This is a genomic window from Aeromonas sp. 84A, assembly GCF_051919345.1.
Taxonomy (GTDB): Bacteria; Pseudomonadota; Gammaproteobacteria; order Enterobacterales; family Aeromonadaceae; genus Aeromonas; species Aeromonas veronii.
In genome coordinates this window covers 3,981,031-4,001,819 of sequence record NZ_JBQBEW010000001.1, presented here as the reverse complement: position 1 = coordinate 4,001,819, position 20,789 = coordinate 3,981,031, and the positions used below count along the sequence as shown (strand labels likewise).

At 54.2% G+C, this 20,789-nt stretch carries 19 protein-coding genes, 1 pseudogene and 2 CRISPR repeat arrays; of the genes and pseudogenes, 8 read left to right on the top strand and 12 right to left on the bottom strand.

The window, feature by feature from the left end; all coding sequences use genetic code 11:
* Window positions 1-2 precede the first annotated feature (2 nt).
* The 3 genes from cas4 to cas2 are packed head-to-tail and all read left to right on the top strand — an operon-like array spanning window position 3 to window position 1,969.
* On the top strand, window positions 3-632 hold the full coding sequence (gene cas4 / locus ACTG20_RS18055) for a CRISPR-associated protein Cas4 (protein ID WP_047435403.1): 630 nt from the start codon (window positions 3-5) through the stop codon (window positions 630-632).
* On the top strand, window positions 629-1,663 hold the full coding sequence (gene cas1c / locus ACTG20_RS18050; protein WP_047435405.1) for a type I-C CRISPR-associated endonuclease Cas1c: 1,035 nt from the start codon (window positions 629-631) through the stop codon (window positions 1,661-1,663). The genes cas4 and cas1c overlap by 4 nt, the downstream gene beginning before the upstream one ends.
* Window positions 1,664-1,675: 12 nt before the next feature.
* Window positions 1,676-1,969 carry a CRISPR-associated endonuclease Cas2 gene (gene cas2, locus ACTG20_RS18045; RefSeq protein ID WP_439987320.1) on the top strand — a complete coding sequence of 98 codons (294 nt, stop codon included), beginning with the start codon at window positions 1,676-1,678 and terminating at the stop codon, window positions 1,967-1,969.
* Window positions 1,970-2,145: 176 nt separating this feature from the next.
* A CRISPR array of direct repeats spans window positions 2,146-5,737; the repeat unit is 32 nt; unit sequence GTCGCGCCCCCTGCGGGCGCGTGGATTGAAAC.
* 360 nt (window positions 5,738-6,097) lie between these two features.
* A CRISPR array of direct repeats spans window positions 6,098-6,396; the repeat unit is 32 nt; unit sequence GTCGCGCCCCCTGCGGGCGCGTGGATTGAAAC.
* A gap of 273 nt (window positions 6,397-6,669) precedes the next feature.
* Here cas2 and radC read toward each other — a convergent pair.
* From radC to ACTG20_RS17985, 12 genes and pseudogenes are all read right to left on the bottom strand, one after another.
* A complete protein-coding gene (gene radC, locus ACTG20_RS18040; protein WP_224968559.1) occupies window positions 6,670-7,170 on the bottom strand; it encodes a RadC family protein in 501 nt (166 codons plus the stop codon).
* Between the two features lie 287 nt (window positions 7,171-7,457).
* The gene (locus ACTG20_RS18035; RefSeq protein WP_111896871.1) at window positions 7,458-7,868 is read right to left on the bottom strand and encodes a hypothetical protein; all 411 of its coding nucleotides are present in this window, start codon (window positions 7,866-7,868) and stop codon (window positions 7,458-7,460) included.
* 9 nt (window positions 7,869-7,877) lie between these two features.
* A complete protein-coding gene (locus ACTG20_RS18030; protein ID WP_224968557.1) occupies window positions 7,878-8,303 on the bottom strand; it encodes a DUF2787 domain-containing protein in 426 nt (141 codons plus the stop codon).
* A gap of 19 nt (window positions 8,304-8,322) precedes the next feature.
* Window positions 8,323-8,670 carry a YkvA family protein gene (locus ACTG20_RS18025; protein WP_224968555.1) on the bottom strand — a complete coding sequence of 116 codons (348 nt, stop codon included), beginning with the start codon at window positions 8,668-8,670 and terminating at the stop codon, window positions 8,323-8,325.
* A gap of 83 nt (window positions 8,671-8,753) precedes the next feature.
* A complete protein-coding gene (locus ACTG20_RS18020; RefSeq protein WP_224968553.1) occupies window positions 8,754-9,203 on the bottom strand; it encodes a hypothetical protein in 450 nt (149 codons plus the stop codon).
* A gap of 41 nt (window positions 9,204-9,244) precedes the next feature.
* Window positions 9,245-10,408: a hypothetical protein gene (locus tag ACTG20_RS18015; RefSeq protein WP_224968551.1), complete on the bottom strand. Its 1,164-nt coding sequence runs from the start codon at window positions 10,406-10,408 to the stop codon at window positions 9,245-9,247.
* Window positions 10,409-10,460: 52 nt separating this feature from the next.
* Entirely contained in the window at window positions 10,461-10,796 is a 336-nt protein-coding gene (locus ACTG20_RS18010; RefSeq protein WP_101531667.1) for a hypothetical protein, read from the bottom strand.
* 68 nt (window positions 10,797-10,864) lie between these two features.
* Window positions 10,865-11,416, bottom strand: a complete 552-nt coding sequence (locus ACTG20_RS18005; RefSeq protein ID WP_047435435.1) for a recombinase family protein — start codon at window positions 11,414-11,416, stop codon at window positions 10,865-10,867.
* Between the two features lie 289 nt (window positions 11,417-11,705).
* A complete protein-coding gene (locus ACTG20_RS18000; protein WP_224968549.1) occupies window positions 11,706-12,689 on the bottom strand; it encodes a recombination directionality factor in 984 nt (327 codons plus the stop codon).
* Window positions 12,686-13,675 (bottom strand): YqaJ viral recombinase family nuclease, encoded by a 990-nt coding sequence (locus ACTG20_RS17995; RefSeq protein ID WP_224968547.1) that lies wholly within the window; start codon window positions 13,673-13,675, stop codon window positions 12,686-12,688. Before ACTG20_RS17995 ends, ACTG20_RS18000 begins: the two co-directional genes overlap by 4 nt.
* A 94-nt stretch (window positions 13,676-13,769) precedes the next feature.
* Window positions 13,770-14,720, bottom strand: coding sequence for a DUF932 domain-containing protein (locus ACTG20_RS17990; protein WP_224968545.1), 951 nt, complete (start codon window positions 14,718-14,720; stop codon window positions 13,770-13,772).
* A gap of 648 nt (window positions 14,721-15,368) precedes the next feature.
* Window positions 15,369-15,428: pseudogene (locus tag ACTG20_RS17985) on the bottom strand (SEC-C metal-binding domain-containing protein); the annotation flags it as partial.
* A gap of 359 nt (window positions 15,429-15,787) precedes the next feature.
* Between ACTG20_RS17985 and ACTG20_RS17980 the strand changes: the two are divergent.
* The 5 genes from ACTG20_RS17980 (at window position 15,788) to ACTG20_RS17960 (ending at window position 20,773) form a co-directional block, all read left to right on the top strand.
* Window positions 15,788-16,801, top strand: a complete 1,014-nt coding sequence (locus tag ACTG20_RS17980) for a LacI family DNA-binding transcriptional regulator (RefSeq protein WP_224968543.1) — start codon at window positions 15,788-15,790, stop codon at window positions 16,799-16,801.
* A gap of 329 nt (window positions 16,802-17,130) precedes the next feature.
* On the top strand, window positions 17,131-17,451 hold the full coding sequence (locus ACTG20_RS17975) for a PTS sugar transporter subunit IIB (RefSeq protein WP_069529424.1): 321 nt from the start codon (window positions 17,131-17,133) through the stop codon (window positions 17,449-17,451).
* Between the two features lie 186 nt (window positions 17,452-17,637).
* A complete protein-coding gene (gene chbA, locus ACTG20_RS17970; protein WP_224968541.1) occupies window positions 17,638-18,006 on the top strand; it encodes a PTS N,N'-diacetylchitobiose transporter subunit IIA in 369 nt (122 codons plus the stop codon).
* Window positions 18,007-18,020: 14 nt separating this feature from the next.
* The gene (locus ACTG20_RS17965) at window positions 18,021-19,430 is read left to right on the top strand and encodes a glycoside hydrolase family 1 protein (RefSeq protein WP_224968539.1); all 1,410 of its coding nucleotides are present in this window, start codon (window positions 18,021-18,023) and stop codon (window positions 19,428-19,430) included.
* Window positions 19,430-20,773: a PTS sugar transporter subunit IIC gene (locus tag ACTG20_RS17960; RefSeq protein ID WP_069529428.1), complete on the top strand. Its 1,344-nt coding sequence runs from the start codon at window positions 19,430-19,432 to the stop codon at window positions 20,771-20,773. The genes ACTG20_RS17965 and ACTG20_RS17960 overlap by 1 nt, the downstream gene beginning before the upstream one ends.
* Window positions 20,774-20,789 lie beyond the last annotated feature (16 nt).

Here is a 20,789-nt window from a genome sequence, read left to right as displayed (position 1 = left end):
GCATGGACGATCCCCGCCTGATCCCACTTTCTGCTTTGCAGCACTATGCGTTTTGCCCAAGGCAATGTGCCCTGATTCATAACGGTCAAGTCTGGGCTGAAAACTGGCTGACAGCGCAGGGGCTATTGCTGCATCAGCGTGTGGATCAGGGTGAGCCGGAGACGCGCAAGGGCGTGCGTTATGAGCGTGGGGTACTGGTCAGTGCCCTCCGTCTTGGTCTGACCGGCAAGCTTGATCTGCTGGAAAAGGATCTGGTCAGCGGGGAGCTGCTGCCTGTGGAATACAAGCGTGGCAAACCCAAGAGCCATGATGCCGATGCTATCCAGTTGTGTGCCCAGGCTCTGTGTCTGGAGGAGATGACCGGCCAGTCCATACCGCGGGGGGCGCTCTGGTACTGGCAGATACGGCGTCGGACAGAAGTGGTGCTGGATGCGGTACTGCGGGAGCGGACGCATCAAGTTATCGCGCAGGTCGCCTTATTGCTGAAATCGGGTGAGGTCCCACATGTGAAGCCGGGCAAGCATTGCCAGGCCTGTTCATTGTGGGAGTGGTGTCAGCCGGAATATCAGGCAAGGGATCGCTCAGTGGCTTACGTAGCGGATCTATTCTCAATGCAGGAGGGCGACGAGTGAAAAAATTGCAAAACAGCCTCTATATCACTCGCGATGGCGCCTATCTGCACAAGGAGCGGGAAACGCTGCTGGTGGAGCAGACGGTCGAGGGGCAACGCAAAAAATTGTTGCAGATACCCATTCATTCGGTGGGTAACATCTTTTGCTTTGGCAATGTGCTGGTGTCGCCGCAGTTGATGGGCTTTTGTGGTGAAAACGGCACACAGCTGGCGTTTTACGATGCCTTCGGCCGTTTTCAGGCCCGGGTGGTGGGCAAACAAACCGGGAATGTCTTGCTGCGGCGGGCCCAGTTTCGCCGCGCGGATTGCGTGGATAGTCGTGAAAACCATATTGCCCGCAACATTGTCGTGGCAAAGGTGCACTCCTCGCGGGTAGTGCTGCAACGGCATCTTCGAACGTATGGTTCAAATCCGGATGTCTCTGCAGCGGCGCATCGGTTACGGCAGATCGTGGCCGAGTTGAAAAGCCAGAGCGATCCGGAGCGGATCCTGGGTTTTGAAGGGGAGGCGGCCCGTCATTATTTCGGGGTATTCAGTCGGCTAATCAACTCGCAAACGGGGTTCGTTTTTGATGGCCGGACTCGGCGTCCCCCCAAGGATCCCGTCAATGCCATGTTGTCATTTATGTATTCCGTGCTTTCGAAAGAGATCAGTGGCGCGCTGCAGGGGGTGGGTCTGGATCCACAAGTGGGGTTCTTGCACGAAGAACGGCCGGGAAGGGATAGCTTGGCGTTGGACTTGCTGGAGGAGTTTCGGGCGCCGATAGTGGATCGATTGGTGTTGACCCTGATCAATCGTCAGCAGGTCAAGGTGGGTGATTTTACAACCGATATGCTGGGTGGCGTTGCTATGAAAGAGGATACCCGACGGTTGTTGTTACAGAGCTGGCAAGCCAGAAAGCAGGAAGAAGTTACCCATCCGTTCTTGGGTGAAAAAGTAGCCGTCGGCCTGCTGCCGCATGTGCAGGCAATGTTGCTTGCGCAACATCTGCGCGGTGATTTGGTGGAATATCCGCCCTATATTCATCGGTGAGGTAGTACAGCCATGATGATATTGGTGACCTACGATGTTTCTCTGGAAGATCCTGACGGGCCTCGGCGTCTGCGCCGTCTGGCAAAAATCTGTCTGGACTATGGTGTGCGCGTACAGTGCTCGGTGTTTGAATGCGAAGTGGAACCAGATCAGTGGGTGCGGTTTCGGGATCAACTGTTAAAGACCTATGATCCGGATGTCGATAGCCTGCGTTTTTATCGTCTCGGAAAGGAGTGGCGCAGCAAGGTGGAGCATCATGGCGCCAAACCCGCCCTCGATATCTTCAAGAGTGACCTGATTATCTGAACGCCAACCGCTAGTGCTCATTAAAAATCCGGAAGATTGGCAATTTTTTAACTAATTGATAAATCGCGATATATTGAAAGGCCGCCTTTCGGGATCGTCTATCTGTGATCCAACTGACATGGGTTGGCGCAGAATACCGTTTTCCGATAGGCGGTTTCTGTCTTTGCAAGAAGACGGTCGCGCCCCCTGCGGGCGCGTGGATTGAAACTCCGAATCAAGACTCTCATCGCCTAGGCGCTCAAGGTCGCGCCCCCTGCGGGCGCGTGGATTGAAACCAACAAAAGGAATCATTCGAGGCTTTGTGTGTGGTCGCGCCCCCTGCGGGCGCGTGGATTGAAACACTGCAAACGCCAGCTTCCAGACGCTGACAAATGTCGCGCCCCCTGCGGGCGCGTGGATTGAAACACTGTCAGCGGTACTGGCAGCCAGACGGTGTTTATGTCGCGCCCCCTGCGGGCGCGTGGATTGAAACTCGGTCACGTTGGCGGCGCTTACGGGCGGCATCGGTCGCGCCCCCTGCGGGCGCGTGGATTGAAACATCGCAATAATCGCAAATGTGCTGACCTGGCTTCGTCGCGCCCCCTGCGGGCGCGTGGATTGAAACTGCTCGCCGCGCAGGCAGCGGGAGATCATCTCCCGGTCGCGCCCCCTGCGGGCGCGTGGATTGAAACCAGCGCTCACCGCGGCAACTCATCAGGATCTTGCGTCGCGCCCCCTGCGGGCGCGTGGATTGAAACAGCGCGATTACTGCGAGGGAGGGCTGGATATGTGGTCGCGCCCCCTGCGGGCGCGTGGATTGAAACGGTAAAGGGCGGAGTCGCCGAGGTTGGCTCCGCCGTCGCGCCCCCTGCGGGCGCGTGGATTGAAACATGGTGCGGCTGGTGTTTGGTGCAGATGGCGGGCGTCGCGCCCCCTGCGGGCGCGTGGATTGAAACCGCATGCGCCAGCTCGGCGCCATGGAAGAGGCGGTCGCGCCCCCTGCGGGCGCGTGGATTGAAACACTGGCACAGTGAGAACCACCCTGACACTCAGCACGTCGCGCCCCCTGCGGGCGCGTGGATTGAAACGCAGATGGGGCCATTGCCACGGTCGGATCGGCGAGTCGCGCCCCCTGCGGGCGCGTGGATTGAAACAATAAGGAATCAGCATGATCCCCTTAATCCCCGGTCGCGCCCCCTGCGGGCGCGTGGATTGAAACTCGCCAGCCTTGCAGCCGTCAAGCGTGCGCGTCGTCGCGCCCCCTGCGGGCGCGTGGATTGAAACCCATAGTTTGATGATGGTGACCCCCAAGACGGCGTCGCGCCCCCTGCGGGCGCGTGGATTGAAACAACAGTGTTTGGCAGCGGCGGGCCCACTCGGCGGTCGCGCCCCCTGCGGGCGCGTGGATTGAAACCCTTAAGCTGGCAAGCGCATTGGGCCTAGCGCCTGGTCGCGCCCCCTGCGGGCGCGTGGATTGAAACTTTATGCTCGCCACCGTCTGCGGGTGTGTGGCGCGTCGCGCCCCCTGCGGGCGCGTGGATTGAAACAGCTTGTCGCGGCGTCGCTCACCATCGGTCAGGGGTCGCGCCCCCTGCGGGCGCGTGGATTGAAACTCGCCAAAGGGGGCGCTGCATGAGCCGACCTCCAGGTCGCGCCCCCTGCGGGCGCGTGGATTGAAACGCAGATATGAGCGCCGCCGAGTACGATCGGGAATGTCGCGCCCCCTGCGGGCGCGTGGATTGAAACAAGGCCGAATTGGCGCTTTTGCGTCTCAAAGTGGTCGCGCCCCCTGCGGGCGCGTGGATTGAAACTCCATCCAGCTATCCAGATGCTTGTGGCACTTGGGTCGCGCCCCCTGCGGGCGCGTGGATTGAAACTTTCGCTTGCGCAACCAGCTCAGCGGCAATCGCGTCGCGCCCCCTGCGGGCGCGTGGATTGAAACACGATTAGCTCAACGGCGCGGCGGCGATTGCGCCAGTCGCGCCCCCTGCGGGCGCGTGGATTGAAACCATCATTGATCCATCTGTTGGTGGTTGGGTGTGGTCGCGCCCCCTGCGGGCGCGTGGATTGAAACTCAAGGTCGGCGATGCGGGCCTGCAGGTCGAGGAGTCGCGCCCCCTGCGGGCGCGTGGATTGAAACGCCATGGTCTCGCCGCGCAGTGTCAGCAACCCGAAGTCGCGCCCCCTGCGGGCGCGTGGATTGAAACCGGCCAGACATCGACAGCCAGTGGCTGATCTCCCGTCGCGCCCCCTGCGGGCGCGTGGATTGAAACCTAAAGCTTCTTTTATGTCTCACGTTAAGACTAATGTCGCGCCCCCTGCGGGCGCGTGGATTGAAACAACGTAATCATGAATTATGCGCAGTCACAGAAGGGTCGCGCCCCCTGCGGGCGCGTGGATTGAAACATCCCTGATCTTGCCAGCCGCCTTAACCCTGAGGTCGCGCCCCCTGCGGGCGCGTGGATTGAAACACCTTGCCCACTGTCGGGTCACCATGCGGATGGTGTCGCGCCCCCTGCGGGCGCGTGGATTGAAACCCGGAGCTGGCCAGCGCCCTGCTGCACCCCGCTAGTCGCGCCCCCTGCGGGCGCGTGGATTGAAACAAGCGCTGGGTGACCGGTGAGGTGTTGCCATCCCGTCGCGCCCCCTGCGGGCGCGTGGATTGAAACTGCCGCACCGTGGATACCCCGGGGGCAGCCTGTGTCGCGCCCCCTGCGGGCGCGTGGATTGAAACCAGGGGAACCACCACACCCAACCGTGAGGGGTGGTGTCGCGCCCCCTGCGGGCGCGTGGATTGAAACTCTCTGACCTCGAACCCGGCCTCAGAGAGAAGCCGTCGCGCCCCCTGCGGGCGCGTGGATTGAAACTTACCAGCCAGTTCTTTACTTGTGCCGGGGTCAGGTCGCGCCCCCTGCGGGCGCGTGGATTGAAACCACTGATGTGGACTGTCTGCGCCCACTCGGCGCGGGTCGCGCCCCCTGCGGGCGCGTGGATTGAAACGGTGTAGCTGTTCGGGATCAGGTAGGTGCTGGAGTCGCGCCCCCTGCGGGCGCGTGGATTGAAACCATTCCGACGACGCGCAGCAGGCTTTCGCCCCTGTCGCGCCCCCTGCGGGCGCGTGGATTGAAACTCGTTGGTGGTGAGCAGCACGGCCCGCTGCTTGGCCGTCGCGCCCCCTGCGGGCGCGTGGATTGAAACAACGCCAAGATGAAACAGGGCTCTGCCGAGGTGGTCGCACCCTCCGCGGGTGTGTGGATTGAAACACCTCATACGACGCCCAGCGCAGCCTCGACGGCACGTCGCGCCCCCCACGGGCGCGTGGATTGAAACCAGTTGTAGGTGATGGTGATGGACGGCTTGACGTCGTGCCCCCCGCGGGCGCGTGGATTGAAACCAGCCCAAGTGGGAAAGGTTATTGAAGGGATGAGTCGCGCCCTCCGCGGGCGCGTGGATTGAAACAACAAGAGCCTGAAATCGGTCACGGTCCTCGTTGTCGCGCCCTCCGCGGGCGCGTGGATTGAAACCAGCAAATCGGCGGCCCCTCTGTCACCGCATGGCGTCGCGCCCCCCGCGGGCGCGTGGATTGAAACTCAGAAAGGGCGCCCATCAACATGACCGGGACGCGTCGCGCCCCCCACGGGCGCGTCGATTGAAACTGAATAAATTGGGTGACCGTATCGCTCGGCAATAGTCGCGCCCCCTGCGGGCGCGTGGATTGAAACCGCCTAAAAAAGTGGCGGCAAGGTTGCCAACTCGGGTCGCGCCCCCTGCGGGCGCGTGGATTGAAACCAGGTGATGCAGGACTCGGCGAGGCTCATTCAGGTCGCACCCCCGCGAGCGCGTGGATTGAAACATAACCCAATGCGTGGTTTCGAGCATCCCACCGGGTCGCGCCCCCCGCGGGCGCGTGGATTGAAACACCGAGAGGCGAGCACATCGAGGCCCCTTGGCCTGTCGCGCCCCCCGCGGGCGCGTGGATTGAAACCGGGATCGGATCGCCGCACTCCTCGCAGTGGTGAGTCGCGCCCCCCGCGGGCGCGTGGATTGAAACCGGGATCGGATCGCCGCACTCCTCGCAGTGGTGAGTCGCGCCCCCACGGGCGCGTGGATTGAAACTTTGCCAGCTCTTTGGCAGCGGCCTCACGGCCTTGTCGCGCCCCTCGCGGGCGCGTGGATTGAAACGTGATAGCGGCCCGCAGATAGACCTCCTCGCGCATGTCGTGCCCCCCACGGGCGCGTGGATTGAAACATACCTGGTAGTGCAGAACGCCGGGCCAGTTCCGGTCGCGCCCCCCACTGGCGCGTGGATTGAAACGACTACAAGTGCGGCATTCTGGAAGGGTACGCTAGTCGCGCCCCCCACGGGCGCGTGGATTGAAACACCCAGATCCAGGCCTGGTGTGGCGACGATGCGTGGTCGCGCCCCCTGCGGGCGCGTGGATTGAAACACCGGGACGATAGGGACATAGCTAAGGGGGTGATGTCGCGCCCCCCACGGGCGCGTGGATTGAAACAGGGCAAGGCTTGTCGCCTCACTGGGGTTAAGTGTCGCGCCCCTCCGCGGGCGCGTGGATTAATAATGGATGTGAGGCGGTGATGTGGTTAGATAGGATCTGGATATTCAAAGGGCCAATCTAGGATCATTGGTGCGCCTCACCTGAAAAAATAAAAAGAAAAGGGTTCAGCAAGGCCGAAGGATAGCTTGGCTGAGCCCTTATTCGTTAGGCAAGTACCCCTCTCTCTGCCAGCGACACGATGCCTTCGCCGCCCACAACTAGATGATCCAGGGTGCGGATATCCACCAGTGCCAAGGCGCTTTGCAATCTTTGGGTGATCTCGATATCCGCTCTACTGGGTTCCGGGGGGCCGGAGGGGTGGTTATGCACCAGCATCAGAGCTGCAGCATTGAGCGCCAACGCACGTTTAACTACTTCCCGTGGGTAGACGGAGGCACTGCTTAGCGTACCGCGAAACAGCTCCTCATATGCCAAGATCCGATGCTGGTTGTCCAAGAACAGCATGGCAAATACTTCATGCTCTCTGCTCTGCAACAGGGTTTGTAGTGCATGCTGTGCCAAGTGTTTGTCGGTAATAGCTTCTCCCTTGGCCAGTTTCTGACGGGCGATCTGGTTGGCGATAGTCAACAGCTCCTCTTCGTTAATCAACTCAGTGACGAGATAAATGCCGGAGATCTCCCCGGCGATCAGTTTGTGGTGCAACATGATGGTGCTCCATACGCCATCGCCCCGCCAAGTTGGACGCAGCAGGGTAGGCGAGGTGTTTGGTTAATAGGTTACTAAATGGGGTGTGACTGCTGAATTGACTGGCAGTGCTCAGGCCGCCAGAGGTCTCGGGGGGCGCGCACAGCCATTGAGCCAGAGCATGGCCCCTTTCGTTTTCATAGCGCAGGTAGAGGGCACAACCGTCCAACAGCTGGCCTCGGTCATGCACTGCTTCAATCTGACTATTGTGCTCAAGGTAAGCCTCCAGCGCGATGGCGATCACGGCGTTAATCATCTTCGCTCTCCATGTCGGGGATGGGGTCACTCTCCACGCGATAGCCACGATTGATGCAGGTACGCTGCAGGTCAGCCAAGAAGCTTGCCAGTACGCGAGGCAGCTCGGTGAGCGGCACGGGCCCAGCTTGGCAACGCCAGAAACAGCGACGCTTGGGGTCGATACAGATTTCATCTCTCGGCTGGCTCATGGTGTGCCAGTCCTCGGCATTGCTGAGGGCGAGCAGTTGCCACTGCACACCGGACCAACGCACTTGTAGGGTGACTGTGCTGGCATGTGGGCTATCCGGAGTCAGGTGCAGCAACCAGCGCTGACCACTGCGGGTGGGGGTTAGCTTGGCGTTGGTGGCGACTCGCCCCAGCCACTGACGGGAGTAGTGAGAGAGCGCTAATTCTTGACTCATCGTGACCTCCTAATCTGCTGCGACCGTGACGCTGAAGCATTCCAACCGGCAGTAGGCAATAAAGTTGCTCTGCCAGATGTCGAATAATTCCTGCGCTTCGGCCAGCCGCAACTGTCCCCAGCCCAACATGGTGTGTTCCCCATCGAGGAAGTTGAAATCGAGCTCCTTGCAGAGCTCAGCATCTTGGCCCAGCCCCTGGTAGCTGAAGTCGGTGACGTAATCGAATAGCCAGCCATCGAGCCCACGGATCAGGCGGATCTCTACTGGGTGCACGCCGCCTTGCTCGGCGCTGTAGCCGGGGTTACGAAAGTTGAAGGTCAGTTGGGTCAAGCACTCAAGATTGAGCTCGGTTTTAGCGACTTCCTGGTCGAGCAGAACCAGCAATGCTTGGTCAACGGGCAGGGCAAAGCCGTCCCGGAAAAAGGGAATAGTCATGATGTACTCCTTGTGGGGGTTAATCTTGTCCGAACAGCTCGCGTATTTTTCTGGCCACACGGGCACGGATCTGTTCATCAATAAAGGCGGCAATGCTGGCGAGCGCCGCACTGAGTACCGCGATGTCATCGGTGAGCCCCATCGGCAACACATCCGGGATGGCATCGATGGGCGAGATAAAGTAGGCCAGCGCACTGTAGATCAGCAGCTTGGCCCAAAGCGGCAGATCATCCTTCTGGCTGGTGTAGTAGAGCAGCAAGCAGGTCTCGATAAAGGGCCGACCGGCACGTTTGGCGAAGGCCCAGAGTTTGTGCCAAAAGCCTGGGTGATCGAACGGCTCGCATTCGGGGGGAATGTAGGGTGGCATAGTGCGTCTCCTTCACGGGTGAGTGAATGGCAGAAATAAAAAGAGGAGGCAAATGCCTCCTCTTGGATGGGAATGGGTATGAGCTATTGGTCCCACATCAAGCAGTCAAACTCAGGGGTATTAGTGGCGGGCAGAACTGAGGCCACTTCTTGGGTCGGCAGCGCGAGCTGCTTGCCATCAGCCGTCAAAATGCGGATCGACTTGGCCTTGCGTAGCTTGCCCCACATGTCGAAGAAATTGTTCTCACCGACACGGGACTCAGTCTCATAGGGCGCATCGTATTTGCTGCCATCGACGATGATAGCGAAAGCCTGCCCAGCATAAGAGCCGTACTCCTTGCCCTGTACGGTGGCCGTCATGCTGACCTTGCGGGTGTCATTACAGGCGATATAGAGGTTGTTTTGCTCGTTGACCACCGCCGTGTATTCGTTGGTGCCCTGACCCCAGCCACTGCTCCAGCGTCCGGCCTCGCCATAGGCAAAGGCTACGCTGGATGAAATAAGCAAACCAGGCAATACAATTAACCATTTCATATTCCAAGCCTCACTCATTTTTGTTAAACACAACGTACAGATTAATTTTGTGGTTGGAACTGGTATTCCACATCACCATTGGTAGTTGATAAATTCAATTCTAACACGTTGCAGTCATAGCCCGTGTAAAGCATGAGTTCCTTACCAAAAGCTAACGTTAGAGGTAATGGGGAAATTGACTTTACTTGACACTGGCCTCTGTTAACGACAGCTTTCGTTATCTTCACCCGGTCGCTGTGAGAAAAAACAGTTATTACTTTTGATGGCAACCCCTTGTTGGGGATAATTGGCCGCACATTGACCGAAAATGTGGAGGCTGTTGTCGGCCCCTGCTGGGCTAACAGTGCATCATTCTTTTTATGTGAGATGGTATCAGCCGTGAGGCAGGTAAAATCTGAAGATGTTCTGTCAGGTAGCGCAGAGGCTCCCCCCTGTGGGGTCAGCACGTAGGTAATATTGTCTGGTTGAGAGATGAGATAAAGGGTTTTATTTTCACGCAAGTCATCCCAAAATTTATCAAGGTACGTCTTGTTGTTGGTTATTACGCTTGCAGGTTCAGCCTTGTCTCCGAAACTGACGTAAAACGAATCCTTTTCAACGTCATACTTGTCACCATCCAGGATTGCTCGCATGGTCATTTTATTGGTGTTGTCACAAGAGAAGTACAACGCATGCTTATCGTCAGCGACAACCGAGTAGCGATGTTCATTACCCACTTTGGTATGTGTAACTTGGGCGGGCGCCTGATAATTTTTCTTTTTTATCCCTTTCGTCAAGCAGATGAATTCACTGCTGTCACGTGCTGGCAAAACTTGACTGGCATTTGCTGTTGGCAATTCGGGGCCACGTTGGTCCAACATAATAGAATGCCCGGATCTTATTTCATCCCATAACTTAAAGAAATTCGATATGCTGCTATCTCCATTTATCACGTAAGGTGTGAAGTAATACGATTCGCTGGTTTTTATATCAAAGGTTCTATCGTATACATCAGTGCCAACTTGGACACCTTCAATCGTGGCATACATAGCGATATCTTTACCATTTTTATCGCAAGAGATGATGAGCTTATTCTGGTCATCAATCACAGCAGCATACTCCATGCCATCCAATGTTTTTCTACTCGACCATTGGCCTGCCTCACCATAGGCCAACGCGTTGCTACACAGCAATGCGGTGACTGACGAAATTAAAAGTTTATTCATTTTTATTACTCCCCAACGTTCTTCATCTTAAAAAGAACGGTCTGAATGATGGTTATTTTTTGTAACGCACGCTGATGGAACCATCCACGACATGTTTCACTATTTCATAGTCAGGGTTATACGTAGCCAGGTTATGCGCTGCGATACCAAGGGTTGCGAACATACCTGCAACCCCGGTTGCGCCACCTAAAAATGTTGCTCCTGCTGCGGCAATACGCCCTTGGGTGTATACCCTGCATTTCAATCCGGCTGATTCTATCGTTGTCTCAAGAATTCGAACGGTACTGCCCATGTTTCCGGAGACACCCACAATCTCAAAGGTGCTTCGGGTATTAATAAGGGCTGCTATTTTTTCGGTACGAAAATCATCATATTGCAGTATTTCCATCGAAGGTCATTGCTCCTTGGTGAGTGATAGAGCCCCCAGCTCAAATACTGCGGCTGGGGGCTTGTGCTTTAACTCGTCGCGGCGGTTTTGAGAATGCGTTGCACACTGGAGAGGCTGATCCCCGTTTGTCTTGCTATCTCTGTTTTGGCAAGTCCCCGGTCGGCAAGAGCCAGCACTTCTTCTCCTCTTGCCATCGCGGTAGGTTTGCGGCCTTTGTACACGCCACGTTGTTTGGCCAACTCAATGCCCTCCGCCTGCCGCTCCAGCATCAGCTCCCGCTCGAAGGTGGCTATAGCACCAATCATGGTGAGCATCAGCTTGCCGGTAGGGGTCGAGGTATTGATCCCCAGATTCAAAATTCTCAGTGCTACCTGCTTGCTTTGCAGGTATTCCGAGATCTCCAACAGGTGACGGGTGTTGCGGGCCAAGCGATCCAGCTTGGTGACCAACACCACATCCCCCTCACGCACAAAGTTGAGTAACTGAGCCAATTGGGGGCGGTCGTCCCTTGCCCCACTGACTTTCTCCTGAAAAATCGTGCTGCACTCAGCCAGTGCCTGAAGCTGGGTGTCCAGGCTCTGCCCGACGGTACTCACGCGTGCATAACCCACCAGTGCCATGGTCTCCTCCTGGTCAATAGGGCAGGGTACAATGACGGCACAAGTCAAAAGCCTGAAACCAACCCTATTGACTTGAAAACAGTGCCTTTTTAGTGCGTATTCGTGCATGTCACTAGGGCCTGAGCTATTGACCCAGCGCCAGCAGTTGGATCCAGTAATGAGCCGTTCTGTGATTGCCGTGGATATCGATTTGCTAATGCAATCGGACTGGAAGTCGTGAACTGGGCCCTATAGGGAGGGCCTCATGATTCAGTAGAACCGCTTGCCCATTCCAGAGGGACATCAGCAGTTAACCGGGGGAAGGGGATGGGGTCCTTTTCCCCAATTTGTTGGTGAGTGGGCTCCTTCGTGGTTGCGGTTTCTGCGGTGCTCTGGTCGCTTGGCCTAGCGGGGCGTTAAGTGCTGTTGTCGCCACAGCGCCATTGAGACCATTTTCCGTCTCGTCGCTCTTGGCTTCGGGATAGAACTCCTCCAGCAGCATCGGCACCTCTTCATCGATATCCTCAAATTGGCCATTGCGCAGCAGGTCGCGAGCGGCCTGCTCCATCTGGTCGATGGCGAGCCCCGCCTCTTGATCACGCCGGGCGGCCTCCAGTGCTTGCCTGACCGCCTCAGTCAGGTTGGTTTCTTCCCGCAAGGTTAAATCCACGTAGTAGACCGGTGTGCGGTACGACTGGGTGGTGCTCTTGGCTCGCAACCGCAGGGTGAGCGGCAGATAGCGGGTATGGCCCCCGCTCACTGCCTCCAGGTACTTCAGTCGCGCCGCCAGGGTGCGTACCGAGTTGTAGCCGGTGGTACGGAAGATAAAACTGCCCAGCTCATCCCCTTGCCCCTCCACAAACAGGTTCAGTCGCCCGTACAGCTTGCAGCCTTGTTGCCCGGCAAAGGCGCAGCGCTCTGGTCCAGAGCAGCTGACCTCCTCCATGCCTTGTGCCCCCACACGTCTTGCTACCTCCCCATTCCCAACACACAGCGGCCTGCCGGTTTGCCGGTCAAAGGCGCTGTATTCCGCCCGTAGGTTCAGGTCGCTGTCGTTGAACAGCACTCGCACCGGAATGGCGCGGATCTTGGTCTGCTCCTGTCCTTGGCCACTCTTTTGCGATGAGTAGTGTTGGTGCAGGGGATGGAGCAACCATCCCCCTTTTTGTTGTATCTGGGTGGTGAGGGTGAAACTGTCGTCCTTCTCCGGTACCCACTTATCCTGTTTTTGCACCAGCTTGCCGATGCAGATCCGCCCGATCACGGGCGGGGTTATCGCCAGTCCTTTGATCATGGTGTTTGCCTCAAGGGTTGAATGGTGAAACGGCGCACGCCGGGTACCGGTTTGACGTAACGGGTGAGCAGGTCGGGATGATCCTGACCGAGCTTATCCAGATCCGGTGCTAGCCGGTCTTTACTGCGCTTCCAGGTGATCTTGCCATCGGCAAACAACCCGGCTGTCGCTTCACCCAAGGTGGCTTGCAGCCGCTGTTTGAGTTGTGACTCTTGTTGCTCGACGGCTTCCTTTTGCTGACGTAAGCGCAGTAGCTCCCCAAACAGCTGGTTGAACTCGGGAGAATCCGAGAGATCCAGCGTCTGACCATCATCGCGGGGAAAGAGCCAACTCAGGGCATTGGCGGCATCGCTGGAGCCGTCAGGTTCAGGTTGCTGCTCTTGTTGCACCATCTGCCAGAACTGCGCTTCCCGCTCGGTGAGATCCTGGATCTTCTCCTCATCGCGCTCGATGCGATAAATCCGAAAATCCTGGCCGCCGATCAGCACTGCCACTTCGGCCCAGGCATGGCCGGTGACGGCCAGTTGATGCAGTACCTGACACTGGTAAGCCACCGGCACCCCTTCCTCCCACTGGGGGGCGCTGTGATAGCTGGCGGTCTTGATCTCCAGAATGCCCGGCCCATCGGGATGGCCGACTACCTCCCGATCGAGGTTGGCGAGCATGAAGGGGTGCTCGGGGTGTTGCAGTACCGCATTAACCCGGCGCACCTTGTAGCCGGTGCGTTTGGCGTAGACCTGCGCCAAGACCGGCTCTAGCTCAATGCCCCACAGCACCGCTTCCTTATGGGAGATATCCTCCGGTTCCTTGCGGCCAGTCTTCTCCAACCACAGGCTGAGCGGGCATTTGTAGGGGGATAGCCCCACTGCCACGGCGGCATCGGAGGAGCCAATGCCAAGCTTGCGGATAGCGAGCCATTGCTCGCGGGTTAACTGGGTAGTAGAGGCCAGCCGCAGGGCTTGGCCATATTTGGCTTTTGCTTTCATGACGAGTCCTTGTTGACGGCATAAATGGCGACGCCCGGATTGGCTTGTGCCAGTCCGGGTGAGGTCGTTATGCGGTTTGAATGGAGAAGCGGAATTACTGCAGTAGAGTGAGTGCCTGATTCAAGGCTTGGGATTTGAGTTGGGCACCCTGACCGAACCAAGCGGAATCAAGCCGGTGATCTTGGCTGCGGGCACGGCGGTGGTGATCCACGTATTCCGTTACCGCATTGACCAGCCCCCAGGCGGTATTGCGGGAACTGGCAAGCTCTGAGCCCATGCCTGCGCCCATATACAGCTCATGCAGCCGTTGTACCGGCTTGGTGAGGATGATGTTCTCCTCATCGAGCGGTTGCGCCAGCAAGTCGCTGAAAAAGCGCAGCGCCTCTTCGGGGGCGACGGGCCGTTGTGCCAATTCCTTAGTCTGGACTTTGAACTCATCCCAATGGGAGAGCCCCAGTCCGAGCGACTCTTTGACGGTCGCCGCATCGAACTGAGTGGAGTGGGGTACCTTGATGGCGCCGGTAGCGCCACGCAGTGCCATCTGCAGGGTGTTATTGCAGACCACCCGCAGCGAGGTGAACTGCGCCGTGGTGCAGAGCGTGCCGTCGCAGCTGGTTGCCAGCAGCAGATAGGATTTTACCAAGTCATTACCTTTGAGTTTTAGATCCTGGCCGGTCTTAGCCAGTGCCCACAGTTTGCGGCCACCTTTGAGCGAGCCTGCGGTTTCTAGCTCAAAGCCACCGGCTTCCACTAGGTCTTGATAGAAGTGCAGCACCTCGTGAGGCTGTACCACGTTGTAGCGGCTTGAGACCACCGACAGAGGGGTGAGGGTATCGGAGCGATACAGCACCTTGCTATCGCTGTAGGGACGGATATGCAGTGCATCGGAGGCGACGTTAAACATCACGTCGCTCTGCTCGATGGTCCAATCCATCCCGGCTGCCTGCAGCCAGATATCGAGAGATTGTTGCGGGGGCAAGACATTGCCAAGGCCATGCCAAGGGGTTTGGCCGGTGTAGGCCATCGTATCGATCAGGTGAGCCATGAGAAATCTCCAATGAAAAAGGGACTGCACAGAGCAGTCCCTTAGGTAGGTTCATGGAGATAATATATATCTGAAATCAATTCGAATAAGACTTATTTGTATCCCTGGTTTCTAGCTATTGGATGTGTGCTGTGGTACCCCAGGCCAAAAACGACCAATGTGTTGGCTCAGTGAAGATGCCAACACATTGTTTTATATGGTGATACAGGCTGGAGTTGAACCATTATGTACTATAGGCGGAGATCAAATTGCGACAGGAACTCTACGACGAATTCAACTCTGAAGTGCAACACCCGCTCAGAAATCAGGCCGCTTTGAGTTACACCTCAAACACCATCTGCTGTTGCCTTAACCCAGGCGATCATCACTCAACCCGCATCGCAGGAAAAACGCGGGTTAAAAATCCGGTAGAAATGCGGGTGAAAACGCCAGAGCAGATCTTGTTGGTTGTGTTGGCAGAAGACCCAACTCTGATGCTTATAAACAAGTCGCGGAGCAAGTTGGGAAATACACAACACGGTGGAACGTGCTGTTGCTAGGTTAAGCAACGCGGGACGACTTCGCGCTGTCGGACTACGTAAAAGTGGGCGGTGGGAGGTATTGCTGATAAACGGTAGCTCCATTGTCTCTTGCTATCTATTTTGTTGGTCAGTGTAAACAACACTGTTTGTACTGCTTGCCGCTACCACAGGGGCACGGATTTTGACGGAGCTAATCTCAGGTTGTTGGCTCTACATGGGTTCACAAAGTTACGCCATAAAATAAGCATATAGGATACTGGCTTCAAAGTGGGCTTGGGCCTCTTGCTATTATAAGCATGGCAGAGCAATGCCAATGACAGTAAGGCGGGACTCGTATTGTGCTATTCTGGTTAATCATGCCCCCCACACCAAATCGCAAGGCACTAGCTGCTCGGCATGTTGAGCTGCGGGTCATAGTGCGTTTCCGTTCAAAAATCATCCAGTGTTGGGCTGGACGCTAAACAAAATATTATATATGCCAAAAAATTGATATGCTGACTCCATTGATAATTCATACTAATCGAATTGACAGGAACGTACACTCTGATGGCAACTATTAATGACATCTGCAGAATTACTGGATTTTCCAAGGCAACCGTATCACGCGCCATTAATGAAACAGGTCCGGTTAAAGAGTCAACCCGAAAAGTGATTCATGCTGCCATGCAACAACTCAACTTTCGTCCTAATTTGGTAGCACAGGCGTTAGCAAATAAGAGTGGCAATAGTATTGGTTTGGTTGTATCGGATTTTGACGGTGCTCACTTTGGGCATTTATTAAAGAATGCAGCCTTGGTTGCAGACCAAACCAATAAGCAGTTGATTGTGACCGATGGCCATAATGAACCAGAACGAGAAAAGCAGGCTATTTATTCACTGGTAGATCGTCGCTGCAGCGTGTTGATTGTGTATACCCGGCATATGACTGAAATTGATATGTTGTCCATTCAGCAAGAAATTGGGCTGCCAATCATCTTTATCGGACGCTCACTACCTGCCCATTGTGGTTATTCGATTTACTTTGATAATGAACACGCCACCAAACAAGCAGTGAGTCACCTGCTCTCCCTAGGCCACACTAGGATTGCCTATTTTGGTCCACCAGCGATCACGCCAACAGGCATTGCTCGTATGGACACATATCGGAAGATGTTATTGGAATGGGGTATTGAGTATCAAGAACACTGGTACCAATGCAGCAGCTTTAACATCGCGGAGGGTTATCGTGCGGCAAAGCAATATCTCACAAAAGGGGGTGGATGTAGTGCCCTCTTTGCCGCGAGTGACTCGATTGCATTCGGGGCGATGCAGGCATTTCGCGAGGCAGGGCTATTGCTACCTAACGACATGTCCATCGCCAGTATCGACGATGAAGAGATCTCGGCCTATCTATCGCCACCGTTGACCACTTATCGGTTCCCGCTCACTGAGATGGTTCATCATGCCATGGCGATAGCACTCAAGTTGATGGATGGGCAAGAAGTACCTTTCGAGTCTAAAGTGTTTCGGGGGGAATTAAAGATCAGGTCATCCGGGATGACTTGCATCACTTCATCGTGATTCGAATTATACCACACAAAGACCCTATTGGGTCCTTGCGTGTGCCTCCAATGTCTAAAAAAAGGCCTCACAAGAGTCCGCTCGATCCCTCGCTTATCTATGGCCGCAGTAGACCGGAGTCTTTCGGCGCTAAAGCCAATAATACTAGGCCCTCAGGCGAACTTTTGCCTAGCTTCTGAGACGCTCTACGAATGCAGTGAACTGTTATTTCTTGTGAGTTGCAGCACAAAAATGGAACCGGTTTCTGTAACCGGTTCCATTTTTCTTTATAGTCATCATCAAGGTGATTAAACACCACATTCTAACTTAAGTATGTTGAGGACTATGTAATGAATAAAAAAATCTATCTGTTTTGTGCCGCAGGCATGTCTACATCTTTACTAGTCAATAAAATGCGTGAGCAAGCCGCCAAACATTCTGTGCCGGTTGATATTGAAGCTTTTCCTGAATCTCAATCCAATGAAAAAGGTATCGAAGCTGACGTTATTCTACTGGGCCCTCAGGTCGGTTATATGTGTCAAGATATCTCAGCGCGTTTCCCTCATAAGCCAGTAGCGGTGATTGACACTGGTATGTATGGCCGTGTAGATGGTCTAAGCGTATTGAAAGTTGCTATAGCTGAAATTAAAAAAGCAGCCAAGCCAGCCTAACCTATAGTACTTAGGCTTCAACAAAGCCATACCAAATTATTTTATCAATGAACCTGCCAAATATAATTAGGTGGCGTTCATTGGTGCGCGCCACCGTTTTTATTAAGGTGACAAGGATAATTTCTATAAACTAACCTGGCAATTATTTAACAAATTTTATTTATATTTAAATAATCAGAGGCACCTATGAATTTCGACGATCTAAACCTAGACAATATAAAAGAAGACGGTTCAGAGGTTCAGCAAATGGATCTTGAAGAGCAGGTAATGGGCATCATTATCAATTCTGGTGAAGCTCGTAGCTGTTCTTACAAAGCCTTGGCATTTGCAAAGCAAGGGGATTTTGCTCAGGCCGATGCGAAAATGGAAGAGGCTCGTCACGCAGCGAATGCCGCCCATTTGGTGCAGACACAGTTGATTGAAGCTGATATGGGAGAGGGTAAGACCCCAATGACACTCATCATGGTCCATGCCCAAGATCACCTGATGACATCGATGTTGGCCCGTGAGTTGATCAAAGAGTTGATCGATCTTCACAAGAAAACTTCCAATTAAGCGGAGCATTATCAATGAAGTTTGCACATGACTTTCTTATGGGCGCAGCCAGCGCATCTTACCAAGTAGAAGGTGCCTGGAATGAAGATGGCAAAGGCATGACTAACTGGGATGAATTTACCAAGATCCCGGGGAAAACCTTCGAAGGCACCAATGGTGATATCGCGGTTGACCACTATCATCGCTATAAAGAAGATGTTGCCTTGATGGCTGAGATGGGTCTGGAGTCCTATCGCTTCTCCATTTCATGGGCTCGTATTTTCCCAAATGGTGATGGCGAGATTAATCCAAAAGGGATTGAATTTTACAACAACTTAATCGACGAGTGTCTGAAATATGGCATTGTGCCATTTATCACACTTTATCACTGGGATCTGCCACTGCCCCTAGAAAAAGAGGGGGGATGGTTGAGCCAGCGTACCGTCGATGCATTTGTTAACTATGCAAGAGTGTGCTTCGAAGCCTTTGGTGATCGTGTAAAACATTTCATCACCATCAATGAGACGATTGTATTTTGTTCTCTAGGTTATATGGCTGGCGCTCACCCACCAGGAATTAAGAATGATCCGAAGAAGTACTTCCAGGCTGTTCACAATGTTTTTTATGCTCATGCCAAGGTGGTACTGCTATATAAATCCATGAATCTATATGGTGAAATTGGTATCAGTAACGTATTTAGTCCAGCTTTTGGCGTTGATGATAGTGAAGATAGCCAAAAAGCGGCATATCATGCTAATGCGTATGCGACCCATCTCTACTTCGACCCGATTTTGAAGGGTGAGTATCCAGCTTATGTCATGGACGCACTGAAAGTCAGCGGCTTCCATCCAGAGCAGACAGCAGAAGAGTTAGAAACTATCAAGTTGGCTGCTAGTTTGAATGACTTTATGGGGCTCAATTATTATCAGCCGAGTCGGGTTGAATTGATCAAAGGTTCTCTAGAGCAGCGTGAAGCTACCCGTGAAAACTCAACTGGTGCACCGGGAAATCCAAGTTTCGATGGTTTCTTCCGCACCGTGAAGATGGATGATAAACGTTATACCAAATGGAATTGGGAGATTTCGCCAGAGGGCTTTGTAGCTGGTTTGAACATGCTCAAAGATCGTTATGGTCAAGTCAAGATTTACATTACTGAGAATGGTCTTGGTGATGAAGATCCGATTGTGGAAGATGAAATTTGTGATGTCCCACGCATCAAATATATCAGCGAGCATTTAACTGCGCTGAAACAAGCAATCAGTGATGGTGTGAACGTCAAAGGATACTTTGCTTGGTCTGTTATTGACCTGTTGAGCTGGCTCAATGGATATAAAAAACAGTATGGCTTTATTTATGTCGATCACAAAAATAACTATCAGCGAAAGAAAAAAATGTCTTTCCACTGGTTTAGTTCGGTGATTAAAAATCGTGGGGAAGATCTCTAATGAGTAATTTTAACCAAAAAATACAAGCCGTGATGCCCTATGTCATGGGGTTTGTTAACTCCAAGCCGGTCAAGGCAATCAAGGATGGCTTTCTTTACACCATGCCGTTGACCATTATTGGTTCGGTCTTCCTGCTGCTGGCATTTATTCCTGTCCCTGGGTATGGCGAATTGATGGCCAGTATCTTTGGTGACAATTGGCAGGGGCCATTGTGGCAAGTAGTAGGTGCCACCTTTGATATTCTGGCACTCATCGGTGTGTTCGGTATCGCTTATAGCTGGGTTCAAAATGAAGGCTATCAGGGGGTTAGTGCAGGCATTTTTGCAATCGTAACCATGCTGATCCTCAACGATAACTTCATTCTGGCTGCGGATGGTGCCACCTTGGGTGGGGTGATTCCTAAAGCCTATATGGGCGGTAAGGGAATGATCGTGGCCATCTTTGTCGGCATCACTGTAGGTTGGATTTATAGCTGGTGCATGAAGAAGAACCTGACCATCAAGATGCCGGATGGCGTGCCGCAGGGGGTTGCTAATGCGTTTACCGCCCTGATCCCGGGGGCCTTGATCATCCTGACAGCCTGCTTCACCTGGATTTTCTTTAAGTTCGCGTTCGACAAGACAGTGGTCGTGGTGTTGTACGATCTGCTGCAGATACCATTGCAAGGTTTGTCTGACTCTCTGGGGGGGGTCATCGTTGTTGCCCTGCTGATTTCTTTATTGTGGTGGTGTGGTGTGCATGGCTCCGCCATTGTAATGGGGATCATGGGGCCGATCGTGACGGCGAACGCGCTGCAAAACCAAGAATTGCTCATCAAAGGAGAGCAGTTGATTGCCGGGGAAAACGCCAAGATTGTTACTAACCAGTTCATCGATCAATATGTAACGTTTGGTGGTGCAGGCCTGACCCTTGGTTTGGTTGTATGTATGTTGATGTTTGCAAAGTCCACGCAATATAAAGATTTGGGTAAAATAGCGATCATGCCAGGGTTGTTCAATATTAACGAGCCGGTGATCTTTGCTTTCCCCATCGTATTTAACCCACTGATGTTGATCCCGTTCTTGTGCGCACCGATTATTTCTGTACTGATGGTTTATTTTTCCATCTCTGCAGGCCTGGTCGAGCCGTTCACTGCGATTACCGTTCCTTGGACCACTCCGATGATCATCAGTGGCTTCATTGTGGGTGGTTGGAAGGCCGCGTTGTTGCAAGTATCAGTATTCTTGATGACTATCTTTGTGTACTACCCATTTATGAAAGCGCAGGACAATATCGCCTGCAAAAATGAAGATGTGTCAAAAGAGACGTTTGAAGAAGATGATGCTTTGTCACTGCAACTGTGACGATATGATGGCAGGG